Consider the following 23,279-nt stretch of genomic DNA (forward strand, 5'->3'; position numbering starts at 1 on the left):
ATGTCAATGGAGTTGGCAGCGTCGCTTTCGCTCGTTCACGCATTCACGCTTTCACTGGTTTGCTCGTATAAACCGGGCACCGTCGAATTTTACGATCGGCACCACCTGATTGTCATTTGATCGGGTATAATCGAACCCCGACAGTACGTAATCGTTGTCGGGCTCCGTTTGCAAACTGGTTCGGTTCTTCAGCGCATTTTTCGCCAGTTGCCGCCCAAAAAACAGGAGCATGTCGTACCCCCAGGCCGAAAAAACCGACGGGATGATATTACGGCGGCTCAGGTACGTCTCCTGAAACGCTTCGGTGGCCTCGCGGCTCATATCCATAAACTCTGGCGCGACCAGATACAGCTCCCGCCGGGTGAAGGTCGACAGCGAATTTCGGAAGTAATCGAAGGCTGGGTACGTGGCGATGAGCGGGCCTGTGACGCCCCGGCTACTCAATGCGCTTAGCATGCGCGGTCCATCGTCGTCGTTGCTCGAGGCGAAGAACACGTGGCCCGGCCGGTTCATGTCGTTGATCCGCATCGCGGTGGCCATATCGGTGCCGTTGCCAGTCAGCTTGCGAAAGTCGACGACCTGAAAACCCTGCGCTTTCAACTCGGTCTGATAGGCCGAGGCCAGCAGTGAGTCTTTGCGGGCCGCCCCGAAATACACCGCCGCCCGCCGGTTCTCGTTTAATCCTTTTACAAACCGCACCGTTTCGATCGCCTGCTGCACGGTCGACGGCTGGGCGAGGTAGGCGTTGGGCAGGTTAGCAATCAGATCGCGGCTGGTGGCAATGGGGTTCACGAGCGGGATGTTATTCTGCACCGCAAACGCCGATACCAGTTTGTTCGGCTCGGCATAGATGGGGCCAATCAGCAGGTCATTCTGCGCGAATGAGGCGTTGTTGAGCAGTTCAAGCGTTTCGTCGGTGTCATTGTCGCTGTCGTAGGCAAACAGGTTGATTGTGATCCCTTCGGCCAGCAATTTGCTCTTGGCGAGCTTCATGCCTTCGTACAGGTCATAGACGTACTGATTGGACCGCGCCCGATCACCCACGCCCAACCGGTCGACGCGGAACGGAAACAAGACACCGACGTTGTAATAGCCTTTGTTCTTTTGGCGGATAGCCGTGGCAGGTGCCTGCGGGGTGGCAGGAACGGCGGCAGGGGGCGTCGGCCGGCTCGGCGCGGGGGGCGGTGACGAAAGCCCAAACCGGTTCGACAGCCGGTCCGACAGTTCCAGATCTGACTTTTCCGACGATGTCCGCTGAATCAGCTCAACCAGCGTCAGGGCCAGCGTTCGATCGGCTGGGTACTGCTTTTGTAGGGCTTTCAGTCGGTTCAGGTCGCCAATGCGGGGCAGGAAAAAAGCCTCCATCCGATCGACTTCCCGGCGCAGTTCCGGGTCGCTGATCAGGTTGGTATACGAAAACGCCTCGTCGAACAGGCTTTGCTCGAAAGCCGCTGATGCCGCCAGGTAATAGGCCTCCTCTTTTTTGAGCCAGTTGGGGTATTTGTCGATGAGTTGTTTGAGCGTGGCCCGCGCCGCCTCGAATCGTTTCTGCCTGACCGACGCAACGGCGTGGTAGTAATAAGCAAACGGCGCAAAGCTGCCGTCGCGTTGCATCACCACTTGCAGGTCGGAACGAGCCCGATCATACTCGCCTAATTGCACCGCTTTCACGCCCGCCCGGTATCGTCGCTCCGTATCCTTCTGGGCAAACCCCGTCAGCGGCAACCACACAGCCAGGCACACGATCAAAAAACAAACTTGTTGTTTACGCATTGCTACTACCATTTACTATGTGAAAAAGCAACGCGATAAGGCGTTGCTTTTTGAATGAACCGCAACGGCGGACCGTAATGGATGATGTACAATGTATAATGACTTCATACGAGCAGGTCATTGTGCATTGTGCATTGTACATCATCCATTATTCATTACTTCTTAGCTTTCTTCTTGGCGGCTTCGGCCTGCTTGCGCGCGTCTTCAGCGGCAGCCAGCTGCTTTTGCAGCATCTCCTGAAACTTCGACTTCTTGCCACCACCAGCGGCAATCTTCTGCCGGTTTTCGTCGAGCAATACCCGAATCTTCCCTTCATCAACGAAGTTCCGGATCAGCAGCTGCTGAGCGATCGTCACCACGTTCGAGACGAAGTAGTACCACGTCAGACCGGCCGGGAATGAATTCAGCACAAACATGAACATGAGCGGGAAAATGTAGCTCAGCGCCTTCATGTTTACCGGACCCGGTTGCTGCGGCGTCGTTTGGTTGTTGTAATACGCGTAGGCAATGCTCGACGCGGTCATCATCACCGTGAACAGGCTGATGTGGTTACCCACAAACGGGATGTTCGTGCCCAGGTTGATGAAGGCATCGTAGGTCGACAGGTCGGGTGCCCACAAGAACGCTTTCTGCCGCAGTTCAATGAGGTTCGGAAACAACTGGAACAGGGCCAGCAGAATCGGCATGGTCGCCAGCACCGGGATACAGCCACTCAGCGGCGAGACGCCCACCTCCGAGTAGAGCTTCATCTGCTCCTGTTGCTGCTTGGTCATATCATCGCCCACGCGCGCTTTGATCTCCTCAATTTCGGGCGCCAGCACCCGCATCTTAGCCATGCTGACATACGATTTGTAGGTCAGGGGGGTCAGCAGCAGTTTCACGAAGATCACCAGGCAGACGATCAGGATCCCGTAGTTACCGATGAACTTCTCGAAGAAGTTGAACATCGGCACAAAGAAGTATTTGTTGATCGGCTTCAGGATCGAATAGCCCAAATACACGTTCCGGTCAAACTCCGGCGCGATACCTTCTTTGATCAGTTGAAAATCGTTGGGGCCGTAGTAATACCGGAATGTCCCTTTCCCGCCTTTGATGTCGGCGAGTGGCATGCTTACGTCGGCCAGCGCCGTTTTCACCGTGCTGCTGTCGGCGGGGTCGACGGTCGTCTGAAACTTGGCCTTGGTCAGTTGTCCGGCCTGCGCGATAAACGCCGACAGGAAGTACTTGTGCTTGATGGCGAACCACTTCACCGGCTCTTCCACGACGGCTTCGTTGCTGCTTTCATTCTCGGGCAGCTTGTCGAAGTTTTCGTCGACCGTCAGGTAATTGATGGTGGCAGCGACCCGGTTGTTTTTCAGGTCGTTTTCGTATTGCTGCATGCGGTCTTCCCACAGGAACCGCACGTCGCCGTTGCCCAGCACGCCGTCGAGGCCGTTGGTCTTGAGCGCGTAGTCGATCACGTACCCAGCCGCCGGAACGGTGTAGGTTTGCTCGACGGATTGCCCCGGCCCGATTTCGGCGCGGAACGTGATCGCCTGACCCGCTGCGGTACCACTTTGGGTAGCCGTCTGGAAGTACAGTTCGTGCAGATCGACCGAGCCCGATTTAGTTGGCAACACCACCGACGTTTCGCTGGTTTTGGCATCAATCAGCAGCAACGGCTTGCCGTCGAACGTCTTGTATTTTTTCAGCAGTACTTCTTTTACCCGTCCCCCCAGCGTGCTGAACGTCACTTTCACCTCGGGGTTCTCGATCACGATATCACGGGCTTCACCGTTGGCGGCCGCCGCAAAAGCCCCAAATTGGGTGCGGGCAGCAATCGAATCGAGTGGAGCGGTGGTGGCGACCGTGGCGGCACTACCCGACGCGGGCTTGGTGGTTTTGGTTTGTTGCGTCGGTTTCTTCTCCGGCGGGGGTTTCGGCACCAGGTATTGGTAGCCGACAAACATGGCCAGAATGAGTAATAGGCCAATAAGTTGATTACGATCCATTTCTAGAGTTTGCAGTCTGCAGTTTACAGTTTGCAGTTCGGCGCTGTGCGCGTTGGAGCGTCAGCAACTGGAAACTGTAAACCATAAACTGTAAACTGAATTTCACGCAAAATTACGCCAATCGGGTGGGTTAACCAACAACTGCCTCGTTGCCGACGGGCGCTTCAAACGCACGCTTATGCTGAGCGTAGGCCATAGCCGCTTTTACAAACTGAACAAACAGCGGTTGCGGCGCCATCACCGTACTTTTCAACTCGGGGTGGAACTGCACACCCACAAACCAGGGGTGCGACGGCAACTCTACAATCTCGACCAGCCCCGTTTCGGGATTGGTCCCAACGGCCCGCATGCCGCCTTTTTCAAACTGCTCCAGGTAGGCGCTGTTGAACTCGTAGCGGTGGCGGTGGCGCTCGCTGATGGTTGTCTTGCCGTAGGCCTGATACGACAGCGAATCTTTCTTGATCTTACAGGCATAGGCGCCCAATCGCATGGTACCGCCCATGTTGACAACCTTCTTCTGATCTTCCATCATGTTGATGACCGGATTGGGCGTCTGCGGATTCATTTCGTAGGAGTGCGCTTCGGGCAGGCCCAGCACGTTGCGGGCATACTCGATAACGGCGCACTGCATACCAAGGCAGATACCCAAGAACGGCACCCCGTTTTCGCGTACGTAGCGGATGGCGTTGATCTTCCCTTCGATACCCCGCTCGCCAAAGCCGGGCGCTACCAGCACCGCGTCGAGGTCGCGCAGGCGTTCTTCTACCGCCCCTTCGTCGGCCAGATGCTCCGACTGAATCCAGTCGATATGCACCTTGCATTCGTTTTTCGAGCCGGCGTGGATAAACGATTCGGCAATTGATTTGTAGGCGTCGTGTAGCTCTACGTATTTGCCCACCAGCCCGATACGTACCTCATCGACGGGGTTTTTGAGCCGTTTTAGGAAGTTGCGCCACTCGTCGAGGTCCGAATCCTGATCGTTGTAGATATCGAGCAGATACAGCACCCGCTGATCGAGCTTCTCGTTTTTCATCAGCAGCGGCACGTCGTAGATCGTTTCGGCATCCATTGCCTCAATCACCGAGCTAACCTGCACGTTGCAGAACTGCGCGATCTTCCGCCGGATATCGGGCGGCAGCGGGTGTTCAGTGCGGCAAACCAGGATATCGGGCTGCACGCCCGCTTCCTGCAACATCTTCACCGAGTGCTGTGTGGGTTTGGTTTTCAGTTCACCCGCCGAGTTGAGGTACGGCACCAGCGTCAGGTGAATTACCAGCGTGTTGTGCTCGCCCAGTTCAAACTTAAACTGCCGGACCGCTTCGATAAACGGGAGCGACTCGATGTCGCCCACGCAGCCGCCGATCTCGGTGATGACGATATCGTACTCGCCCGATTCGCCCAGCAAACGCAGGTTACGCTTGATTTCGTCGGTGATATGCGGCACTACCTGCACCGTTTTTCCCAGAAAATCGCCTTTGCGTTCGCGGGTGATCACGTTGTAATAGATACGCCCGGTGGTGATATTGTTGGCCTGCGAGGTCGGCGTGTTCAAAAACCGCTCGTAGTGGCCCAGATCGAGGTCCGTTTCGGCCCCGTCGTCGGTTACATAACATTCGCCGTGTTCGTACGGGTTGAGCGTACCGGGGTCGATGTTGATGTAGGGATCAAATTTCTGGATAGTGACCGAAAGACCGCGTGATTGCAGGAGTTTGGCCAGAGAAGAGGCGATAATGCCTTTTCCGAGTGATGATGTTACTCCGCCAGTAACAAAAATGTATTTCGCGAACTTCGTTGAAGTTTTGGAGCCCGTAGCCGCCATGGTTGACAATCCGTTTGGTCGTTACGGGATGTAAAAGTACGGGAATTTATGCCAAAACCGGCGGTGTATTTTCAGTTTAGGTGCGTGCCGTTGGATAGAGTCCTAGCCCTGAGCGAGTTTACTGTCTATAAAAAATGGTTGCCCTTACTTGGGCACAAACCCACGCCCCTTACCTTTTTCAACGACGCCCGATGCAGGGATGCTACGGTTTATAGCCCAGTTGTTATTGGTCCGGGGCTTCCTGTTCTTGTTGCCCCAACTAGCCAGTGTAGTATGCCATCTTCTACCCATGCCTTTGAGACGGATCGTGTGTTATTTGAAGCGCTTCAGGCCGGTAAAGCCAGTGCCTACGACTGGCTCTATACCAATCTGTTCCCTTCATTCCGGTTCTGGGTCATTAACAACAGTGGCACCGTCGCTGACGCCGAAGATTCGTTTCAGAAAGGTCTCATCAACTTTATCCTTAACCTTGAATCGGGCCGGTACGAACACCGGTCCAGTACCAAAGTGACAACTGTACTGTTCGATTATTGCAAGAAAGTGTGGCTCACCGAGCTTGATTCCGCCCGGATGCGTCGCCACGCGGCCATGCCCGCGCAGGTCGACACGCCCGACTCCGACGACGCCCTGCTTGAACTCGCCCGCCAGGAAACCGTAGAGGCCGTGCGGCAGTCGCTCGGGCAACTCCGGGAGGGTTGCCGCCAGCTGATGCAGTGGTTCTACATCGACGAACTATCCCTGCGCGAAATCGCCGAACGCCTGACGATGAAAGAAACCTCGGTGAAGTCGAAGCGGTATGAATGCACCGAACAATTGAAACGTATTTACCAACAAATCGCCCGGCAACGGGGACTCTAATGCCATCGCAAGCCCAATTTGAGCTGATCGAAGCGTACCTGAATCAGGAGCTGTCTCCCGCTGATCGCCAGTCGTTCGAGCAGGCCATGGCGAGTGACGACGCGTTACAGGCCGATGTACGTCTTCACCGCTCGCTACGCATGGGTCTCCACGGCCTGGCTGTCGAGCAGCGGGTGAAGCAGGCGCATGAGCGCTACAAAGCCCGCCCTGACGACGAAGCCACCTCCCCCACCGCTGAGCCAACGCCGTTGCTCGCGCCACGCCAAAGTGCTGGCTGGGGCCGCTGGGCCGCCGCCGCTAGTGTAGTGCTGGGTCTGGGCGTCGGGTATTATTTCCTGCAACAACCCGCCGAGCCAACGAGCCTTGCTTACGCCGAGCAAAGCCTTCGCCAGAACGACGATCAGCTCACCAAGAGCCTGCCCGCGCACCTGGCGCCCACCGAACGCCGTCAGCTGCTCACGGCCATCGAGGCTTACAAAACGGGGCGGTACGACGCTGTCATCGACCAACTGGCCATTCCGGCGCAGGACCGCCAAACTGAGCCTTATCGCCACTATTTTCTAGGGCTAACGTACCTGGCCAAACAACAGCCGACCGCGGCTATCGCGCCGCTTCAGGAAGCCGTGAGCCAGTCGACAGGAGCCCTGCGCCAGAAAGCCGACTGGTTTCTGGCCCTTGCTTACCTGAAAAGTGAGCAATCTGACCTCGCCCGCCCCATTCTCAACCGGATTAGCCTCGACAGCACCCATCCGTACCACTCGTTGGCCGAACAACTGACGCAGCCAAAAGGCGATCAGGCCGCTCCTACGGAAAAATAGCTCCCTGACGTTGACTGCATTACCTTGATTACCATTCCCTTACAGCCTGCACAGCCGTCGCAGGCTGTCCTTTGCTGAGCCGGTCACGCCATCCGACGAGCCAGTTCGTTACCGTGGCAGTTCAGCCATGCTGGCCCTTCCCTCCGCCCTCGCCGGACCGGTTACGAGGCCACTCCCGACGCCGGTTTCCCTGAAAATTACTGGTTTTCCGGTATGGTGCGACCCATGTCACCCACGGTACATTTGTGGCGTTCAAGTTTATCTATCCACACTTTTTTTCTTGTATCATGAAAACGACGTTGATTCGTTTGCTGGGGGCGTATGGCCTTGCAGCGCTGCTGATTGGTGGTCTGAATGCCTGCAAAGGTGATCAGGGCGACATGGGGCCGGCCGGGCCACAGGGAGCCAAAGGCGACACCGGGGCCACTGGCCCGCAGGGTGTATCGGGGGCCGCCGGAGCAACGGGGCCGCAGGGCGTATCGGGCGCAGCGGGTAAAGACGGTAACGCCAATGTGGTCTACACCGACTGGAAAAGCATGCAAACCGATGCCTTCGGGCGTGCGGCTGACAATACGGTCGCCTACCTAAACACCAACGCCACCTCACAAGCGGTACTTACGCAGGAGGCTCTCGACAAGGGGGTCGTTTATGTCTACTACAAGTTCAAATATCCGTTTTGGGACCAGTCTATTGCCGAGTACAAACTGGTTGATCGCATCAATCAGGGATATGCCTACAATTACTCACTGGTGCCGGGCCGCCCCGCCAACAGCTTCGAAAACTACGTTCAGACCTACATCAGCAATGATTTCCTGGGCGTCAATTACTTCTATCCATATATCCAGATTTACACCCGTGACTGGAAACCGGCGACGCAGTCCTACGCTGCCATGCCGGAATTTGTTGGAAAACCCGCAACCACCTTCCGCGATCTGGTTAAAGACACACCCCAATACCGCATTATGGTGGTCTACGGCAGCACAAAAGGCGGCCGCATGACCAACGAAGGCAAGCCCGTCGATTTCAACAATTATGCGTCGGTGAAAGACTACTTTAACCTGAGTAACTAAGTTTCATCTATCCACACCATGACAACGTACCTGAACGGGCATCTGCTTCGGCAGCCGTTCAGGTACGTTGCTGTAGGCAATTACTTGTCAGCAACGCTGTAGATGGCGGCTGAGCGTGTTTGTCGTGGGAAACCTGGTTCGGCCTGTAGTTGAAACAGGGCCCTGTCTGTATCTTTACAAACCGCTGGCTTACTGGCTGGCGGTCTGTTGTTTCACCGCCTGACTTGCTCATGATTCGCCACCGCCTCCTCTGGTCCCTCGCACTTAGTACACTCACGTTCACCCCTTTATTCGCCCAGCAAAAACCCGCCGACTTACCGTTGGGTTTTGAAGAATACGACCCCGTCTCAACGCTGAAAGTCCCCGAGCATAAACGGACGCGGGCCAAATACCCGTTCATCGACGTGCACAATCACCAGTGGAACATGGGCGACGCCAACCTGCGGCCCCTCCTGAACCAGATGGACAGCCTGAATATGGGCATTATGGTCAACCTCAGCGGACGGGGCTGGGGCGATGCCGCCGAAAGCGACAAGTTCCTGAGCCAGTCATTGGCTAACATCAAGAAAACCAATACGCCCCGGCTGGTGCTGTTCACCAACATTCTGTTTGACGGTATTGGCAAACCCGGCTGGACCGACGAGGCCGTCAAACGCCTCGAAGCCGACGTGAAAGCGGGCGCCTGCGGCCTCAAGATTTACAAGAATCTGGGCATGGATACCAAAGATGCGAGTGGCAAGCGGGTGGCCGTCGATGACCCTCGTCTCGACCCGATCTGGGCCAAAGCCGGTCAGTTGGGTATTCCGGTCATCATTCATACGGCCGACCCCAAGTCATTCTGGGACCCGATGGACCGCTACAACGAGCGCTGGCTGGAACTGAAGCTGCACCCCAACCGGAAACGCTCAACCAACAACACGGCCTCGTGGGAGCAACTCCTCACCGAACAACACAACGTATTTCGGAAGCACCCTAAAACCACGTTCATCGCGGCGCACATGGGCTGGTACCCCAACGACCTCGCCAAGCTCGACAGCCTGATGCAGGCGATGCCCAACATGATCGTGGAAATCGGCGCCGTTATTGCCGAACTGGGCCGGCAGCCGCGCGCCTCGCACAACTTTTTCGTGAAGCATCAGGACCGGATCGTCTTCGGGAAGGATAGCTGGGTGCCCAGCGAATACGCCACGTACTTCCGCGTGCTCGAAACCGACGACGAATATTTTCCTTACCACAAGAAGTACCACGCCTTCTGGCGGATGTATGGCATGGCACTGCCCGACAATGTGCTGAAAAAGGTGTATTACAAAAACGCCCTCCGCATCATCCCCGGCCTCGACGCCAAACTCTTTCCAAACTGAAACCGATAGACCCGCCACGGCGGGTCTATCGGTTTCGTCGTAGCTAGCGCCGGTTGTCTTCGCCTTCCATCATGCTGAGGTAGCTAACGTACCTAGACTCGGCGATGTCGCCTTCGGCCACGGCGTCTTTAATAGCGCAGCCTGGCTCGTTGATATGCAGGCAGTTATGGAACCGGCACTGGTTGAGCCGATCGCGCATCTCGGGGAAGTAATGCGCGATTTCGGCCTTACCCGTATCGATCAGGCCCAGTTCCTTGATACCCGGCGTGTCGATGATGAACGTACCTGGCGCCAGTTCAAACATCTCGGCGAAGGTGGTGGTGTGCACGCCTTTGTTGGCAAACGTCGACACTTCGTTGGTGCGCAGATCGAGGTCGGGCGCAATCGCGTTCACCAGCGACGATTTACCCACGCCCGAATGCCCCGACAACAGCGTGATTTTACCATCGAGCAGGTCACGGAACGCCTCCACGCCGTCGCCTTCGGTGGCTGAGGTCGCCAGCGTTGGGTAGCCGATCTGCTCATACATATCCTGAATCTCGCGCTGGTACTCGAGCCCTTCGTCGTTCAGAATATCGGTTTTGTTGAACACAACGGTCGTGGGGATGCGGAAGGCTTCGGCCGTGACCAGAAAGCGGTCGATGAAGCCCAGCGACGTGCGCGGCAGGGTGAGCGTAGCCAGCAACACTGCCTGATCGAGGTTGGCCGCCAGAATATGCCCGTGGGCCGTTTTGTGCACCGACTGCCGGATGATGTAATTGTCGCGGGGGGCAATGTCGAAAATCACGGCCGTGTTTTCGAGTTCGTCTTCCACCTCAAACTGCACCCGATCGCCCACGGCAATGGGGTTGGTTACTTTCAGCCCCTTAATCTTGAATTTGCCCTTCAGCCGGGCGCGATAAATATGTCCGTCCTGGTTCCGAACGTCGTACCAGGAACCCGTTGAGCGTATGACTAAGCCGTCTGCCAAAATGAATCCTTTTTAGTTGTAAACGCAAAGCGCGCACAGGGAATCGCAAAGGACGCGAAGTTTTTCAACATTGTCTTTGCGACCTTTGCGTCACTCTTTCGCGCGTTGCGTTTCTACCGATGAAGTTTCTACGTCTGTTGCTGAAAATCCTGGGCGGCCTGCTGGCGCTAATCGTGTTGTTTCTGGCAGTGAGCCTGTCGCCCAACGACCATACGCCCTACCAGCAAACCGATTTTTACCGACAGACCACCGCCCGCCTCAATGCGTTACCGGCGCTGCCCAAGCCCAAAACGGCCTTGCGGGCGGGCTGGGCTAAAGCCAACCTGACACCCACCTTCACAACCCCCACGGGCGGCTATGGCGTGCGCAAAGGCAAGCACTGGACCACCGTCGCCGATTCGGTCTGGGTACGTGCCGTGGTGTTCGACAACGGCAACGGCCCCGTGGCGCTCATCGCCTCCGACCTGCTCATTACGCCCCCCACCTTGAGCGAGCAACTGCGCAAGCGCCTACCCGAGGTGGGCCTGCGCTGGGAATCAGTGTATTTCGGAGCCATCCACAGCCACAACAGCCTCGGCGGCTGGGCACCGGGCCTGGTGGGTAACCTGTTTTCCGGGTCCTATGATCAGCGGGCCGTCGATCATATCACCAATACCATCCTCAACGCCATCCGCCGCGCCAAAGCCGATCTGCAACCCGTAACGGTCGGATACCGGGAAGTTAACGCGCCGGAGTTTGTCTATAACCGGCTGGACGATACCAAACCCGTCGATCCGTTTTTTCGGTTGTTGCAACTCAAACGGGCCAACGGCCAGACGGCCACGCTGGCAACGTACCCAGCCCACGCTACGCTGATCGATATTTTTAGTTACCAGTATCTCAGCCGTGACTGGCCGGGTCGGCTGGTGGATGGGCTGGAACGCGAAACAGACGGCTTTGCCCTGTTTCTGGCGGGTGGCGTCGGGAGCATGGGCCCCAAAGGGCCACCCACCGGCAAAGACATCAAGCTGATCGACCAGTACGCAGCCGAGATGCTCACCCGCCTGAAACCCGAGTTGAGCCAGTTCAACGCCGCGCCCGACAGCACGCTGGGCCTGCTTACCCTACCCCTTACCCTGCGCGATCCAGCGCCCCGCGTGATTGGCGATTGGCGCATTCGGCCGTGGCTGTTTCATGCTGTTTATGGCGATTACCCGTCCGATCTGAAAGCGTTGCGTGTGGGACCCGTGCTGCTCATCGGCACACCCTGCGATTTTTCGGGCGAACTGTTGGCACCGCTCACCCAGGTCGCGCGGCAACAGGGCCTCGACCTGATCGTGACGAGCTTCAACGGTGGGTACGTTGGCTACATCACCCCCGATGCCTACTACGACAAAGACGCCTATGAAACCCGCGTTATGAATTGGTTTGGCCCGCAGAACGGCGCCTATTTTTCCGAATTGATGCAGGGGTTAACCCGAAAATCAACCTACTAAACCGGAGGTGCCTGCCCCGTCCCTTTTACTAAATTAATCCTATTACAACTCCGGATTAGTCAAATTTTAATATACTAAGCCAAAAGAGTCGTTACATTACCTACCTAAAACAGGTACTACTATGAACCGGCTCTGCTTACTGCTGCTCCTGCTGCCTAGTCTGCTTTTCGCCCAACATGACAGCGTCCAGACGCTACGGCGGCAGGACCTGAAGCCAATCGGGAACGACCTTGTACCTGACTATCGAGGTCCTTACTACGGATCAACGGTCAGTACGCAGTACACGTATGATGGCCTGGACATCATAGCGCGCCATTTAGTCCCCTACATACAAGCCTCGGGTGATCCGGATGCCATCCGGGAAATCAACGCCTACATCCGTAACCGACATACGGGTGGTTGGCTTATTGCGGGCGGCGTGGCGACTATGGTTGTCGGTACGGTGATGGTGGCGTCCAATGCGCCCAATGCGGATGGTAAATTCACGACGCAGCAGCCCTACATCTGCCCGACTGGTTTGGCCTGCGGGTACAGTGGCGGAGTCGTCTACGGTGGGCAACAGGCGGGGGCTGTCACCGTCCCCGATAACCAGCGCAAAAACGCGTTCGGAGCAGGCTTTGCTGTTTTGCTGGGCGGTGGTATCCTGACCGGCATCGACTGGGGCCTCAACCTACCGGGTCAGCACGTACGTCGGGCAGTGCAGTACTACAACCGGTCGCTTCGGCAAGAGCAGCGCGTTTCGTGGCGCTTACAGCCCGGTACCATCACCACGGCGGCGGGGCTTACGCTACGGAGTCGTTTCTGAGCCTGCCGCCACGAAGACCTCCAGTTCGGGCCACTGCCGGCGCAGCATTTTTTTCAACATACGCAGGCCCCATTCTTCGGTACGGCGGTGGCCAATGGCAATCACGGCCATCCCCGTTTCCTCCACGGCGGGCTGAGCGCCCGTGCGGTACTCGCCCGTGAGGTACAGGCTGGCCCCGCGTTCATAGGCCTCCCTGATCAGTTCGCTGTTCATGACGCCGGCCACCACCACCCGCGTCGGCATGGGATCGTAGCCCCACTCGGCCCGATCAAACCCCGTAAAGGCGTGCTCCACAAACGACACCCAGTCAGTAAAAGGCCGCAGCAGGGCGTCGCCAATCATCCCGATCGGGCGGGGCGGCATGGGGTTGCCCAGATCGTCGGGGGCGCGTTTATAGCCAAACTCGGCCACGTTGATCAGCCCCATCAGATCAGCCAGCCGGGGGTTCATGCCCATCGTCAGGTGCTCGTCGAAGGGCAGATGCTGGTGCAGGATGCCGATATCGGCCGACAGTTGCTCCAGTTCGACGCGCCAGGGCCGGTGCAACCAGAGGGCATCGAGTTGCTCGGCCCGCACCCAGTCAGCCAGTTGGGGCGGGGGATCGAGGGCCAGACCGAGGCGGCGGATCGGGCGGTCCGACGCTCTATAGATACCGCCCTGCTCGCTTGCCGGAAACCGGTCGACGAGTAAGGTCTTTTGCAGATAGGCGTTAATATCGGCTAGGTTCAGGTGCTGCATGGCGACAGAATCGCATATGTTCATAATAGTTCGGCCATATTAGCAACAAATCCGTATCAATCGGCTACACCAGTAGGCTAATTTACGTCGAATCTGATTTCCCTGCGACGGGCAAGGGATAGGCAGCCGAAAAATCTGCTTTACATAAAAATCCTATTTTGACCATGAAAAATCTGATTCCGTTGCTGGCGCTGGCAGGGGTTGCGGCGACACAGTTGCCACCCGTCCGCTCGTCATCGCCTAACGTAACCGTAGTGGACCGGCCAGCCGTTAGCAGCCGTAACGCTCACTACGTCAGTAATCAGGCTCCTCTCAAACCCGACTATTTCATCAAACTCCCCATCGGTAGCATTCGACCCAACGGCTGGCTGCTCGAAAACCTGAACCGGCAGGCCAATGGGTTGGCGGGGCATCTGGGGCAAATCAGTATCTGGCTCACTAAAAAAAATAACGCCTGGCTCAACAAAGACGGCAAGGGCGAGTACGGCTGGGAGGAACTCCCCTACTGGCTTAAGGGCTACGGCGATATGGCCTACGTGCTCAACCGCCCCGATATGCTGGCCGAAACCAACATCTGGCTTGAAGGCACCATGAATAGCCAGCGCGACAACGGCGATTTCGGCCCTATCGTGATGCGCAACGGCAAACGCGATTTGTGGGCGCAGATGCTCATGCTGTTCTGCCTGCAATCGCGCTACGAACACAAACCCGATCCGCGCATTCTGACCTTGATGAGCCGCTATTTTACCTGGCAAAACAGCCTGCCCGACGATCAGTTCTTGGAAGATTACTGGGAAAACAGCCGGGGCGGCGATAACCTCTACAGCGCTTACTGGCTCTATAACCGCACCAAAGCGCCCTTCCTGCTCGAGTTGGCCCAAAAAATTCACCGCAACACCGCCAACTGGCGGCAGGCCAACAACCTGCCTAACTGGCACAACGTCAATATTGCCCAGTGCTTCCGCGAACCGGCGACCTACTACCTGCAAAGCGGCGACCAAAGCGATCTGATGGCAACGTACCACAACTTTGAGCTGGTGCGGCAGCGCTACGGGCAGGTACCCGGCGGCATGTGGGGTGGCGACGAAAACAGCCGCCCCGGCTACACCGACCCCCGGCAGGCCGTTGAAACCTGCGGCATGGTGGAGCAGATGGCCTCCGACGAGCTGTTGCTTCGTTTTACAGGCGACCCGTTCTGGGCCGACAACTGCGAGGACGTCGCGTTCAACACCCTACCGGCGGCGTTCATGCCCGATTACCGCTCGCTCCGGTACCTCACGGCTCCCAACATGGTGCGCAGCGACGCGGCCAACCATCACCCCGGCATCGATAACCAGGGGCCGTTTCTGATGATGAACCCCTTCAGTAGCCGCTGCTGCCAGCACAACCACGCCAACGGCTGGGTCTATTACGCCGAAAACCTGTACATGGCCACGCCCGACAACGGCCTCGCGGTGGTACTCTACAACGCGTCGGAGGTGACGGCGAAAGTGGGCAATGGCTCAGCGGTGACGCTCAAGCAGGAAACCAGCTACCCCTTTGAGGAGCAGGTGCGGCTAACGGTGCAAGCCGCCCGCCCCACAGCCTTCCCGCTCTACCTGCGCGTACCGGCCTGGTGCAGCAACCCCACGGTGCGCGTCAACGGGCGAGCAGTACCGGTTACGGCCAAAGCCGGGCAGTACATCGTCTTGACCGATACCTGGCAATCGGGCGATAAGATCACGCTCGACCTGCCCATGCGCCTGCGGGTACGTACCTGGGACGCCAACAAAAACAGCGTCAGTGTCAACCACGGCCCGCTTACCTATTCGCTGAAGATCGATCAGGAAGTGCGGCCGGAAGACAGCCGCAAAACCGCCATTGGCGATTCGAAGTGGCAACCCGACGCCGATCAGTCAAAGTGGCCGTCGTACGAAATCTTCCCCAGATCGGCCTGGAATTACGGGCTGGTGCTGGCACCGCAACCCGAACGATCATTTACGGTAACGCGGAAGAAGGGCCCCGTGGCACCGTTCCCGTTCACGCCCGAAACAGCCCCCGTCACCCTGACGGTGAAAGCCCGGAAGATTCCCGGCTGGGCGATCGATCAGTATGGGTTGTGCGGTGTGTTGCCCCAGAGCCCGGTGGTCAGCCGTGAACCCGTGGAGACCGTCACGCTCGTCCCGATGGGGGCTACCCGTCTTCGCATTGCTTCGTTCCCGGTGGTACAGCCATAAGGCACCCGCCAGGCATAAAAAAAGAACAACAAAACCCTATTCCGATCCATGTTGTATTCTTTCGGCACAAAACGTAGTTATTTTAGCAGCTTATTTCCGGTGGATAGGCACCGAATAAGCCAGTTACAGGTCTCTACGTTATTCCGTTCGTTATGAGAAAAAGTGAGTTTGCTTCCCTGCCTGACGCTGCCCTTTGGAAACAGGCTCTCTCGGGCGATAAGGCGGCTTTTTCCTATCTCTACGAAACCTTTGCGCCGGTGCTCTACAATTACAGCTACCGCTTCACAGGTGATCAGGCGTTTACGGAAGACTGCATCCAGGAGCTTTTCCTGCGGCTGCTCGAACGGGGCAGCAACCTGTCGGAGACCGATTCCATCAAGTTTTACCTCTTCCGGGCGCTGCGGCGCGACATCGTGCGGCGCCTCGACGCGCGCGATCAGCAAACGCTGCCGCTGCTCGAACGCGACACCGACTTCCGGGTTGAGTTCACGCACGAACCGTCATGGCTGGAACACCGCATCAGCGAAGAGCGCTCGGGGCATCTGCTCAGCCTGCTCAATCGCCTGCCCGCCCGGCAGAAGGAAGTTGTTTACCTACGATTCTACGACGAGCTACCCTACGACGAAATCGCTCAGATCATGGGAATCAGCCAGTTATCGACGTATAAAGTGCTCTATAAAGCTCTTGCCAGCCTGGGAAAACACCTACCTGCCCGGGCGGCATTGTCGTTGTTGCTGCTACTGTTGACGAAACCGTAAAAAATAGTACCTAATCAGGGATAATTTATCGCATTCCCGGATTTGACCTGATAACAGCAATAACAGGTCAATGGAAGTCCCCGACTACAGCGAATACGGCTTCGAAGATTTCTTGATGGATGCCGATTTCAGGGCGTGGGTCCAACAACCGACGCCTGAAACCGACGCATTCTGGCGCCGATTCGCCGCGGCGCATCCCGAGCTACAGGCCACGATGGAAGACGCCGCCTGGGCCGTTGAACACTTCACCATCCGCCCCCATACGCTGCCCGACGCGAGCCGGCAACGCATCTGGGCGACCCTTAGCCGCCACTATGACCAGCGGTATGCGGCGGCGGCACCCGCCGATGAAACACCCGTGCTCCGGCTCCCTATCTGGCGGCAGTCGTGGTTTCGGGTGGCGGCGTCGCTGACGGGCGCCCTGCTGGTTGGACTGGGCTGGTACACCCTCAACGTACCTGGCCGTCACACCATCGAGACGGCCTATACCGAGACAAAGCAGGTGACCCTGCCCGACGGCTCCACCGTCACGCTCAACCGCAATTCGTCGCTCACCTACGCCGACGACTGGAGCGCCGACAAACCCCGCGAGGTGTGGGTATCGGGCGAGGCGTTCTTCTCGGTGCATCGGCACGCGGCCCCCACGGCCACGGCCCCCACCCGACCGTCTGACGCCTTTATCGTGCACACCGACCTGACCAACGTTGAAGTGCTCGGTACGCAGTTCGACGTGAACACCCGACGGGGCAAAACGCGGGTCGTCCTCAACGAGGGCAAAGTAAAACTCACCCGGCCGGGCGCAAACGAAAGCCTGCTGATGCAGCCCGGCGACCTGGTCGACGTATCACCCAGCGCCACGGGTTTCCAGAAGCGGCGGGTCGACGTCGACAGCTACGACGCCTGGCGCGATGGGCAGCTCCGGTTCGACCAGACCCCCATCCGCGACATCATCAGCGGGCTGGAAGATATCTACGGCTGGCACATCAGCCTACGCCGCCCCAATCTGGCCAGCCAGACGTTTACGGCTACCGTTCCCGCCGACAACCCCGATCTGCTCCTTTCCCTACTCACCGAATCGTTCGGTCTCCACATTCACCGGCGCGGCTCCGTCGTGACCATCGAATAACCCTAAGTCTTCCTACTCCCTTTTCTTTTTACTATGCCTAAACAACTACGCTCCTTAAAAGCTGGTCTGTTTTGCCTGCCGCTGCTCGGTAGTTTCCCGACGGCGGCCTCGGCCCAGGACTTTGCGTCGATCCGCCTGGTATCGACCAAGGCCGCTACCAGCGACTTCAGCCCCGTCATCGTTCGGTTGCAGCAGACCGCACCAACGGCCCGCCGCAACATGCGGTTACTGCGGGAATGCCTCGACAAGCTGGCGAAACAACACAATGTGCGGTTCGCCATCAACGATCAGATCATCGCCAACAAGTACGCCGATGGTACCGTGCTGCGCCTCAACAGCCTCAAAGGTTCGCTCGACGCGTTGCTCGCCCCGCACCACCTGACCTACAAAAAGGTGGCGGATTACTACGTAATTCAGCCCGCCGAGGCGACACCGGCCCTGCCGACGATCCCCCGCACCCGCCCCACCTCGGAGCATGCTGAGCCGGGCCTGATGGCCCCCATGGCGTCGCTGCAGAACGAGCTGGTAGCCCCGCCCCTGCACCTGGTGGCCGTCAAGGATTTTCCCGTTCGGGGTACGGTGCGCGACAGCACCAACGGCCAGGGCCTGCCGGGCGTAAGTGTGGTGCTGAAAGGAACCCAACGCGGCACCACCACCGACGCTGACGGCAACTTCCAACTCGACGTACCTGATGCCAGTTCGGTGCTGGTATTCAGCTACATCGGCTTCGTCAACAAGGAACTGACGGTGGGTGGGCAAACCAATCTGAGCATCAACCTGCGGGCGTCGGATCAGGCCCTGAACGAGGTCGTGGTGGTGGGTTACGGCACTCAGAAACGGGAATCCGTAACGGGAGCCATCTCGACCATCGCCAGCCGCGACATCGAGAAAGCGCACGTCTCCACGGTCAGCGCCGCCCTGGCGGGCAAGATTCCGGGCGTGTCGTTCCGGCAAAACGAAGGGCGCCCCGGTTCGTCGGCCATGTTGCAGGTACGTGGTATGGGCGATCCGCTGTTTGTGATCGACGGTATCCAGAAAGACGCCGGTCAGTTCAACAACATCGCCCCGTCTGACATCGAAACCATTACCGTACTGAAAGACGCCTCGGCCTCGGTGTATGGCTCACGGGCGGCCAACGGCGTCGTGATCGTGACGACCAAACGGGGAAAGACCGGCAGCCGCAACGTAATCAACATCGACTCGTATTACGGCTGGCAAAACTGGACCCGTTTTCCGAAGGGCGTAGGTGCCTACGAATGGATGCTGGGCAAAGCCGACGCGGAGGTGAACCAGACCGGCAAAACCAACATCACCCAGGACGAACTGAACAAGTGGAAGCAAGGCACCGAAGCGGGCTACAAGAGCTTCGACTGGTATGATTTCATCGTGAGCAAAAACGCGCCGCAGTACCAGTTCAGCGCCAATGCCACGGGTGGTTCCGACAAGATCAATTACTACTTCTCGGTGACGCGCCTCAACCAGGATGCCGTGCTGAACCAGTATAACTTCAACCGGACCAACATCCAGACCAACGTGGATGCCCGCATTGCCGACCGGCTGAAAGTGGGTGTGCAAATCAACGGCCGGATCGAAAGCCGGGAAAACCCCGGTGTACCGGGTAGCGACGACTACTGGGCTCCTCGTTTCGCCTTGTTCCGCAACCGGCCCACCGAGCGCCCCTACGCCAACGATAACCCGCTGTATCCCAACAACATCGGCCACAATGCCGAAAACTGGGCACTGCACAATTTCGATATTTCGGGCTACTGGCGCGAAGACTGGCGCGTGCTGCAAACCAACTTCAGCGCCGACTACAGTACCCCCATCAAAGGCCTGACGGCGCGGGGTGTTTACTCTTACTACATCGCCGACCGGCTCATGAACGGGCACGAATACACCTACAACGTGTATTCCTACGACCCCGTCAAGGACGCTTACAGCATCACGGGGGGCAGCAGCAACCCCTGGCGTGAGCGCGGTACCCGGAAGATCCTGGAGAACGTCTTGCAGGGCCAGTTGAACTACAGCAACACCGTCGGGCGGCATACCGTGGGCGCTACGTTCGTCGCCGAGCGCATTAACCGCCGCGACATCGAAACCTGGGTGCACACGGTGCCGAAAACCAACGCTCTGCCGCTGTTGCAGTTTGCCGACATGGATACCTACAACGACAGCGACAACGAAGAAGCCCGCATTGGGTACGTGGGCCGGCTGACGTACAACTACGCTGACAAGTACTTTTTCGAGGCGGCGGGTCGACGCGATGCCTCCTGGAAATTTGCCCCTGACAAGCGCTGGGGCTTCTTTCCCAGCGTATCGGCGGGCTGGCGGATTGGCGAAGAGGCGTTCATCAAGAACCTGAACCTCGCTGCTCTGAGCGACCTGAAACTGCGGGCGTCGTATGGCAAGCTGGGCGACGACGACATCAACCGGGACGCATCCTTCATTTCGCCCTTTGCCTACATCCCTGGCTACAACTACGCCTCCTCGACCGAAATCCTGGACGGGCAGATTATCAAAGGGTCGCGCAATACGGGGGTGCCCATCAACAACCTCTCGTGGTTCACGAGCACCATCGCCGACATCGGCCTCGACTACTCGCTCTTCAACGGCAAGCTGACGGGTGAATTCGATTATTTCTACCGCAAACGGACGGGCCTGCGGGGCCGCAAGTACGACGTGCTGGTGCCCAATGAACTCGGCTACGCCCTGCCCGACGAAAACGTGAACAGCGACGCCCGCATCGGTGGGGAAGCCTCACTGGCCTACAATACTTCTTTCAAGGGCGTGGGAATCCGGGCGGCGGCCAACGTGGGCTATTCGCGGGCCCGCAACCTGCAATCATACAAGCCTATGTTCGGCAACTCGCTCGATTACTACTACAACTCCCGCGAAAACCGGTGGGCGGATACGTATTGGGGCTGGGAAGTGATTGGGCAGTTCAAGTCGCCCGAGGAAATTGCCGACTACAAGGTCAACGTGGATGGACAGGGCAACAAAACGCTGCTGCCGGGCGATTTCATCTACCGCGACGTAGATGGCAACGGCCGCATCGACGACAACGACCGGCGGCCCATCGGCTACCCGGTGTCGAAAGTGCCCATTGTCAACTTCGGCTTCAACCTGTCGCTCAACTACCGGGGCTTCGATCTGACGGCCGATTTCTCGGGTGGCAGCATGTACTCCTACAACCAGAACTGGGAGATGCGCTGGCCCTACCAGAACACGGGCAACCTGCTGCGATCGATGTATGACGACCGCTGGCACCGCACCGACCCGCTCAACCCCGACAGCCCCTGGATTGAGGGTCGCAGTCCGGCCCTGCGCTTCAACGACGGCGGCCACAGCAACTACAACAAACCCTCGACCTGGTGGCTGGTCAATGTGCGTTACATCCGCCTGCGCACCGCTGAGGTGGGCTACACCCTGCCGCAGAGTCTCACCAGCCGCCTCAAAATCCAGAAGGCGCGCGTGTACCTGAACACTTTCAACCTGTTCTCGATCGACAACGTCTCGCAGCTCGGCATCGACGCGGAGGTGACCGACGAAAACGGCCTGCAATACCCGCAAAACCGGTTAGTCAACGTAGGGGTAAACCTGTCGTTTTAACCCACAGCCTATAACCGTCATGAAACGAACTACATGTACTTTACTGGCGCTGCTCACCGTGTGCGGGGCCTGCAATGACCAGGATTTTCTGTCGAAACAGCCGAAGAACATCCTGCTCGAAAATCAGATTTTCAGCGACCCGTCGCTTACGCTGTCGGCCGTCGCGGATCTATACAACCGCTACCCCGACTACCAGCGCCTCGACCGCTGGTATGAGTTCACCAATTTCGACGAAGCCTTTGCTTCGGCCTTTGGCGACTACGGCCGGCATCAGAACCAGGATTATGGCTACGGCAGCTGGGGTAGCTGGGATTATGGTTACCTGCGCGACATCAACCTGTTCATTCAGCAGTTGGACAAGTCAACCGAACTGGCCGCCGACGCCAAAGCCCGGTTCAACGCCGAGGCCCGTTTTGTTCGGGCGGCCCTCTATTTCGACCTGGTGAAACGTATGGGGGGCGTGCCGCTCATTCTGGAGCCCATGACCTACGACTTCAGCGGCGACCCAACGTACCTGCAAAAGGCCCGCGCCAAAGAAAGTGAGATCTACGATTTCGTCATCAGCGAAATGGAAGCGATTAAAGGCGCGCTACCCAACGACCCCAACGTGAAGTCGCGGGCCTCGCGCGGCGCGGCGCTGGCGCTGGAGGCCCGGGCGGCCCTCTACGCCGGGTCGATTGCTAAATACGGCGCCACCACCCCGCAGGTGACCCTGCCGGGCGGCGAAGTGGGCATCCCTGCCGACAAGGCGACCGCCTATTACCAGACGGCCCTCAAGGCAGCGCAGGAGGTGACGGGCTACTCGCTGTACCTGAAAAAACCCGACGATCTGGCCGACAATTTCGCGAGCCTGTTCTACGACAAAGGCAACAACCCGGAGGTGATTTTTGCCTACGATTACAAGCTCAAGAGCGGAAAAGTGCAGAGCTGGACGCTGGATAACAGCCCGTTGACCTCAGCCGAAGAAGGCACCAACGGTGGTCGGCTCAATCCCTCGCTTAACCTGGTGCAGTCGTTCGAGAAGCTGGACAACACCTTTGCGCCGCTGCCCATCAATGATGCCGCCGGAAACCCGATCGTGTATGCCAATCAGAAGGATTTGTTTGCGGGCCGCGATGCCCGGCTGGCGGGAACGGTGCTGTTTCCAGGTACGTCGTTCAAAGGCAAGCCGGTCGATATTTGGGCGGGGGTACAAACAACCACTGGTCAGGTGATCACGGCCGACAAACCGGGCGATACCAAAGTGCTGCCCGGCGGCACCACGCCCGTACAGGTGGTGGGCAAAGACGGCCCGATCGACGGCTACGAGTTTACAGCCCAATCGGGCTTCTACGTCCGCAAGTACATGGACCCCACCGTTGGGTCGGCGCAGATCGGGACGCAGTCGGAAGTGTGGTGGGTACGTTACCGCTACGCCGAAGTGCTGCTCAACGCCGCCGAGGCCGCCTTTGAACTGGGGCAGACCGCCAAAGCAGCCGAGTACATGAATCAGGTACGTGCCCGCGCCGGTCTGACCAAACCCTTGACCGCTACTGACATCACCTTCGACCGGATCTGGCACGAGCGCCGCGTGGAACTGGCCTTTGAAGACCATCAGCTTTGGGATTACAAACGCTGGCGGCTGGCGCACGTTGCCTGGAACGGCAACAGCGCCCCGCTGACCACCAACCCCGGCAAGGCGACCGAAACCAGCACGCGCGTGTTTGGCCTGTGGCCCTACAAACTCTACGCGCCCGGCACGCCCAACGATGGCAAGTGGATCTTCAAGCAGGTGCTGCCCTCGCGCGTGACCAACGCGCACCGCTTCCGGCTGGGTAACTACTACTCGTTCATCGGCGACGACGTTCGCGCCAACAACCCTAAAATCGTGCGTAACCCGAACCAATAAGCCA

At 58.1% G+C, this 23,279-nt stretch carries 16 protein-coding genes; 11 read left to right on the top strand and 5 right to left on the bottom strand.

Going from position 1 to position 23,279, the window contains the following annotated elements; all coding sequences use genetic code 11:
* Positions 1-51: 51 nt before the first annotated feature.
* From FAES_RS21450 to pyrG, 3 genes are all read right to left on the bottom strand, one after another.
* Positions 52-1,773 carry an ABC transporter substrate-binding protein gene (locus tag FAES_RS21450; RefSeq protein WP_148289428.1) on the bottom strand — a complete coding sequence of 574 codons (1,722 nt, stop codon included), beginning with the start codon at positions 1,771-1,773 and terminating at the stop codon, positions 52-54.
* A 155-nt stretch (positions 1,774-1,928) separates the two neighbouring features.
* Entirely contained in the window at positions 1,929-3,764 is a 1,836-nt protein-coding gene (gene yidC / locus FAES_RS21455) for a membrane protein insertase YidC (RefSeq protein WP_015333282.1), read from the bottom strand.
* 130 nt (positions 3,765-3,894) lie between these two features.
* Entirely contained in the window at positions 3,895-5,583 is a 1,689-nt protein-coding gene (gene pyrG / locus FAES_RS21460) for a CTP synthase (protein WP_015333283.1), read from the bottom strand.
* A gap of 273 nt (positions 5,584-5,856) precedes the next feature.
* On the opposite strand from pyrG, the gene FAES_RS21465 reads away from it, so the two are divergent.
* The 4 genes from FAES_RS21465 to FAES_RS21480 all read left to right on the top strand — a co-directional run bounded on the left by FAES_RS21465 (position 5,857) and on the right by FAES_RS21480 (position 9,690).
* Positions 5,857-6,441 carry an RNA polymerase sigma factor gene (locus FAES_RS21465; RefSeq protein ID WP_041258277.1) on the top strand — a complete coding sequence of 195 codons (585 nt, stop codon included), beginning with the start codon at positions 5,857-5,859 and terminating at the stop codon, positions 6,439-6,441.
* Positions 6,441-7,259 (top strand): anti-sigma factor, encoded by an 819-nt coding sequence (locus FAES_RS21470; RefSeq protein WP_015333285.1) that lies wholly within the window; start codon positions 6,441-6,443, stop codon positions 7,257-7,259. Before FAES_RS21465 ends, FAES_RS21470 begins: the two co-directional genes overlap by 1 nt.
* Before the next feature lie 287 nt (positions 7,260-7,546).
* The gene (locus tag FAES_RS30770; RefSeq protein WP_015333286.1) at positions 7,547-8,329 is read left to right on the top strand and encodes a collagen-like triple helix repeat-containing protein; all 783 of its coding nucleotides are present in this window, start codon (positions 7,547-7,549) and stop codon (positions 8,327-8,329) included.
* A 230-nt stretch (positions 8,330-8,559) separates the two neighbouring features.
* Positions 8,560-9,690, top strand: a complete 1,131-nt coding sequence (locus tag FAES_RS21480; RefSeq protein ID WP_015333287.1) for an amidohydrolase family protein — start codon at positions 8,560-8,562, stop codon at positions 9,688-9,690.
* A 43-nt stretch (positions 9,691-9,733) separates the two neighbouring features.
* Here FAES_RS21480 and rsgA read toward each other — a convergent pair whose 3' ends face one another.
* A complete protein-coding gene (gene rsgA, locus FAES_RS21485) occupies positions 9,734-10,660 on the bottom strand; it encodes a ribosome small subunit-dependent GTPase A (protein WP_015333288.1) in 927 nt (308 codons plus the stop codon).
* A 119-nt stretch (positions 10,661-10,779) separates the two neighbouring features.
* On the opposite strand from rsgA, the gene FAES_RS21490 reads away from it, so the two are divergent.
* Positions 10,780-12,135 carry a hypothetical protein gene (locus FAES_RS21490; RefSeq protein ID WP_015333289.1) on the top strand — a complete coding sequence of 452 codons (1,356 nt, stop codon included), beginning with the start codon at positions 10,780-10,782 and terminating at the stop codon, positions 12,133-12,135.
* Between the two features lie 121 nt (positions 12,136-12,256).
* The gene (locus FAES_RS21495; protein WP_015333290.1) at positions 12,257-12,940 is read left to right on the top strand and encodes a hypothetical protein; all 684 of its coding nucleotides are present in this window, start codon (positions 12,257-12,259) and stop codon (positions 12,938-12,940) included.
* On the opposite strand, the gene FAES_RS21500 is transcribed toward FAES_RS21495, so the two are convergent.
* Complete coding sequence (locus FAES_RS21500; RefSeq protein WP_148289575.1) at positions 12,923-13,678, bottom strand: Nif3-like dinuclear metal center hexameric protein; 756 nt, start codon at positions 13,676-13,678, stop codon at positions 12,923-12,925. The genes FAES_RS21495 and FAES_RS21500 overlap by 18 nt on opposite strands.
* A 164-nt stretch (positions 13,679-13,842) precedes the next feature.
* On the opposite strand from FAES_RS21500, the gene FAES_RS21505 reads away from it, so the two are divergent.
* The 5 genes from FAES_RS21505 to FAES_RS21525 all read left to right on the top strand — a co-directional run bounded on the left by FAES_RS21505 (position 13,843) and on the right by FAES_RS21525 (position 23,275).
* Positions 13,843-15,894: a beta-L-arabinofuranosidase domain-containing protein gene (locus tag FAES_RS21505; RefSeq protein WP_015333292.1), complete on the top strand. Its 2,052-nt coding sequence runs from the start codon at positions 13,843-13,845 to the stop codon at positions 15,892-15,894.
* A 152-nt stretch (positions 15,895-16,046) separates the two neighbouring features.
* Positions 16,047-16,652, top strand: a complete 606-nt coding sequence (locus tag FAES_RS21510; protein ID WP_015333293.1) for an RNA polymerase sigma factor — start codon at positions 16,047-16,049, stop codon at positions 16,650-16,652.
* 70 nt (positions 16,653-16,722) lie between these two features.
* Complete coding sequence (locus FAES_RS21515) at positions 16,723-17,778, top strand: FecR family protein (RefSeq protein WP_015333294.1); 1,056 nt, start codon at positions 16,723-16,725, stop codon at positions 17,776-17,778.
* Between the two features lie 33 nt (positions 17,779-17,811).
* A complete protein-coding gene (locus FAES_RS21520; protein WP_015333295.1) occupies positions 17,812-21,387 on the top strand; it encodes a SusC/RagA family TonB-linked outer membrane protein in 3,576 nt (1,191 codons plus the stop codon).
* Positions 21,388-21,406: 19 nt separating this feature from the next.
* Positions 21,407-23,275 (top strand): RagB/SusD family nutrient uptake outer membrane protein, encoded by a 1,869-nt coding sequence (locus FAES_RS21525; RefSeq protein WP_015333296.1) that lies wholly within the window; start codon positions 21,407-21,409, stop codon positions 23,273-23,275.
* The last annotated feature ends 4 nt before the right edge of the window (positions 23,276-23,279 follow it).

The organism is Fibrella aestuarina BUZ 2, from assembly GCF_000331105.1.
Lineage (GTDB): Bacteria > Bacteroidota > Bacteroidia > Cytophagales > Spirosomataceae > Fibrella > Fibrella aestuarina.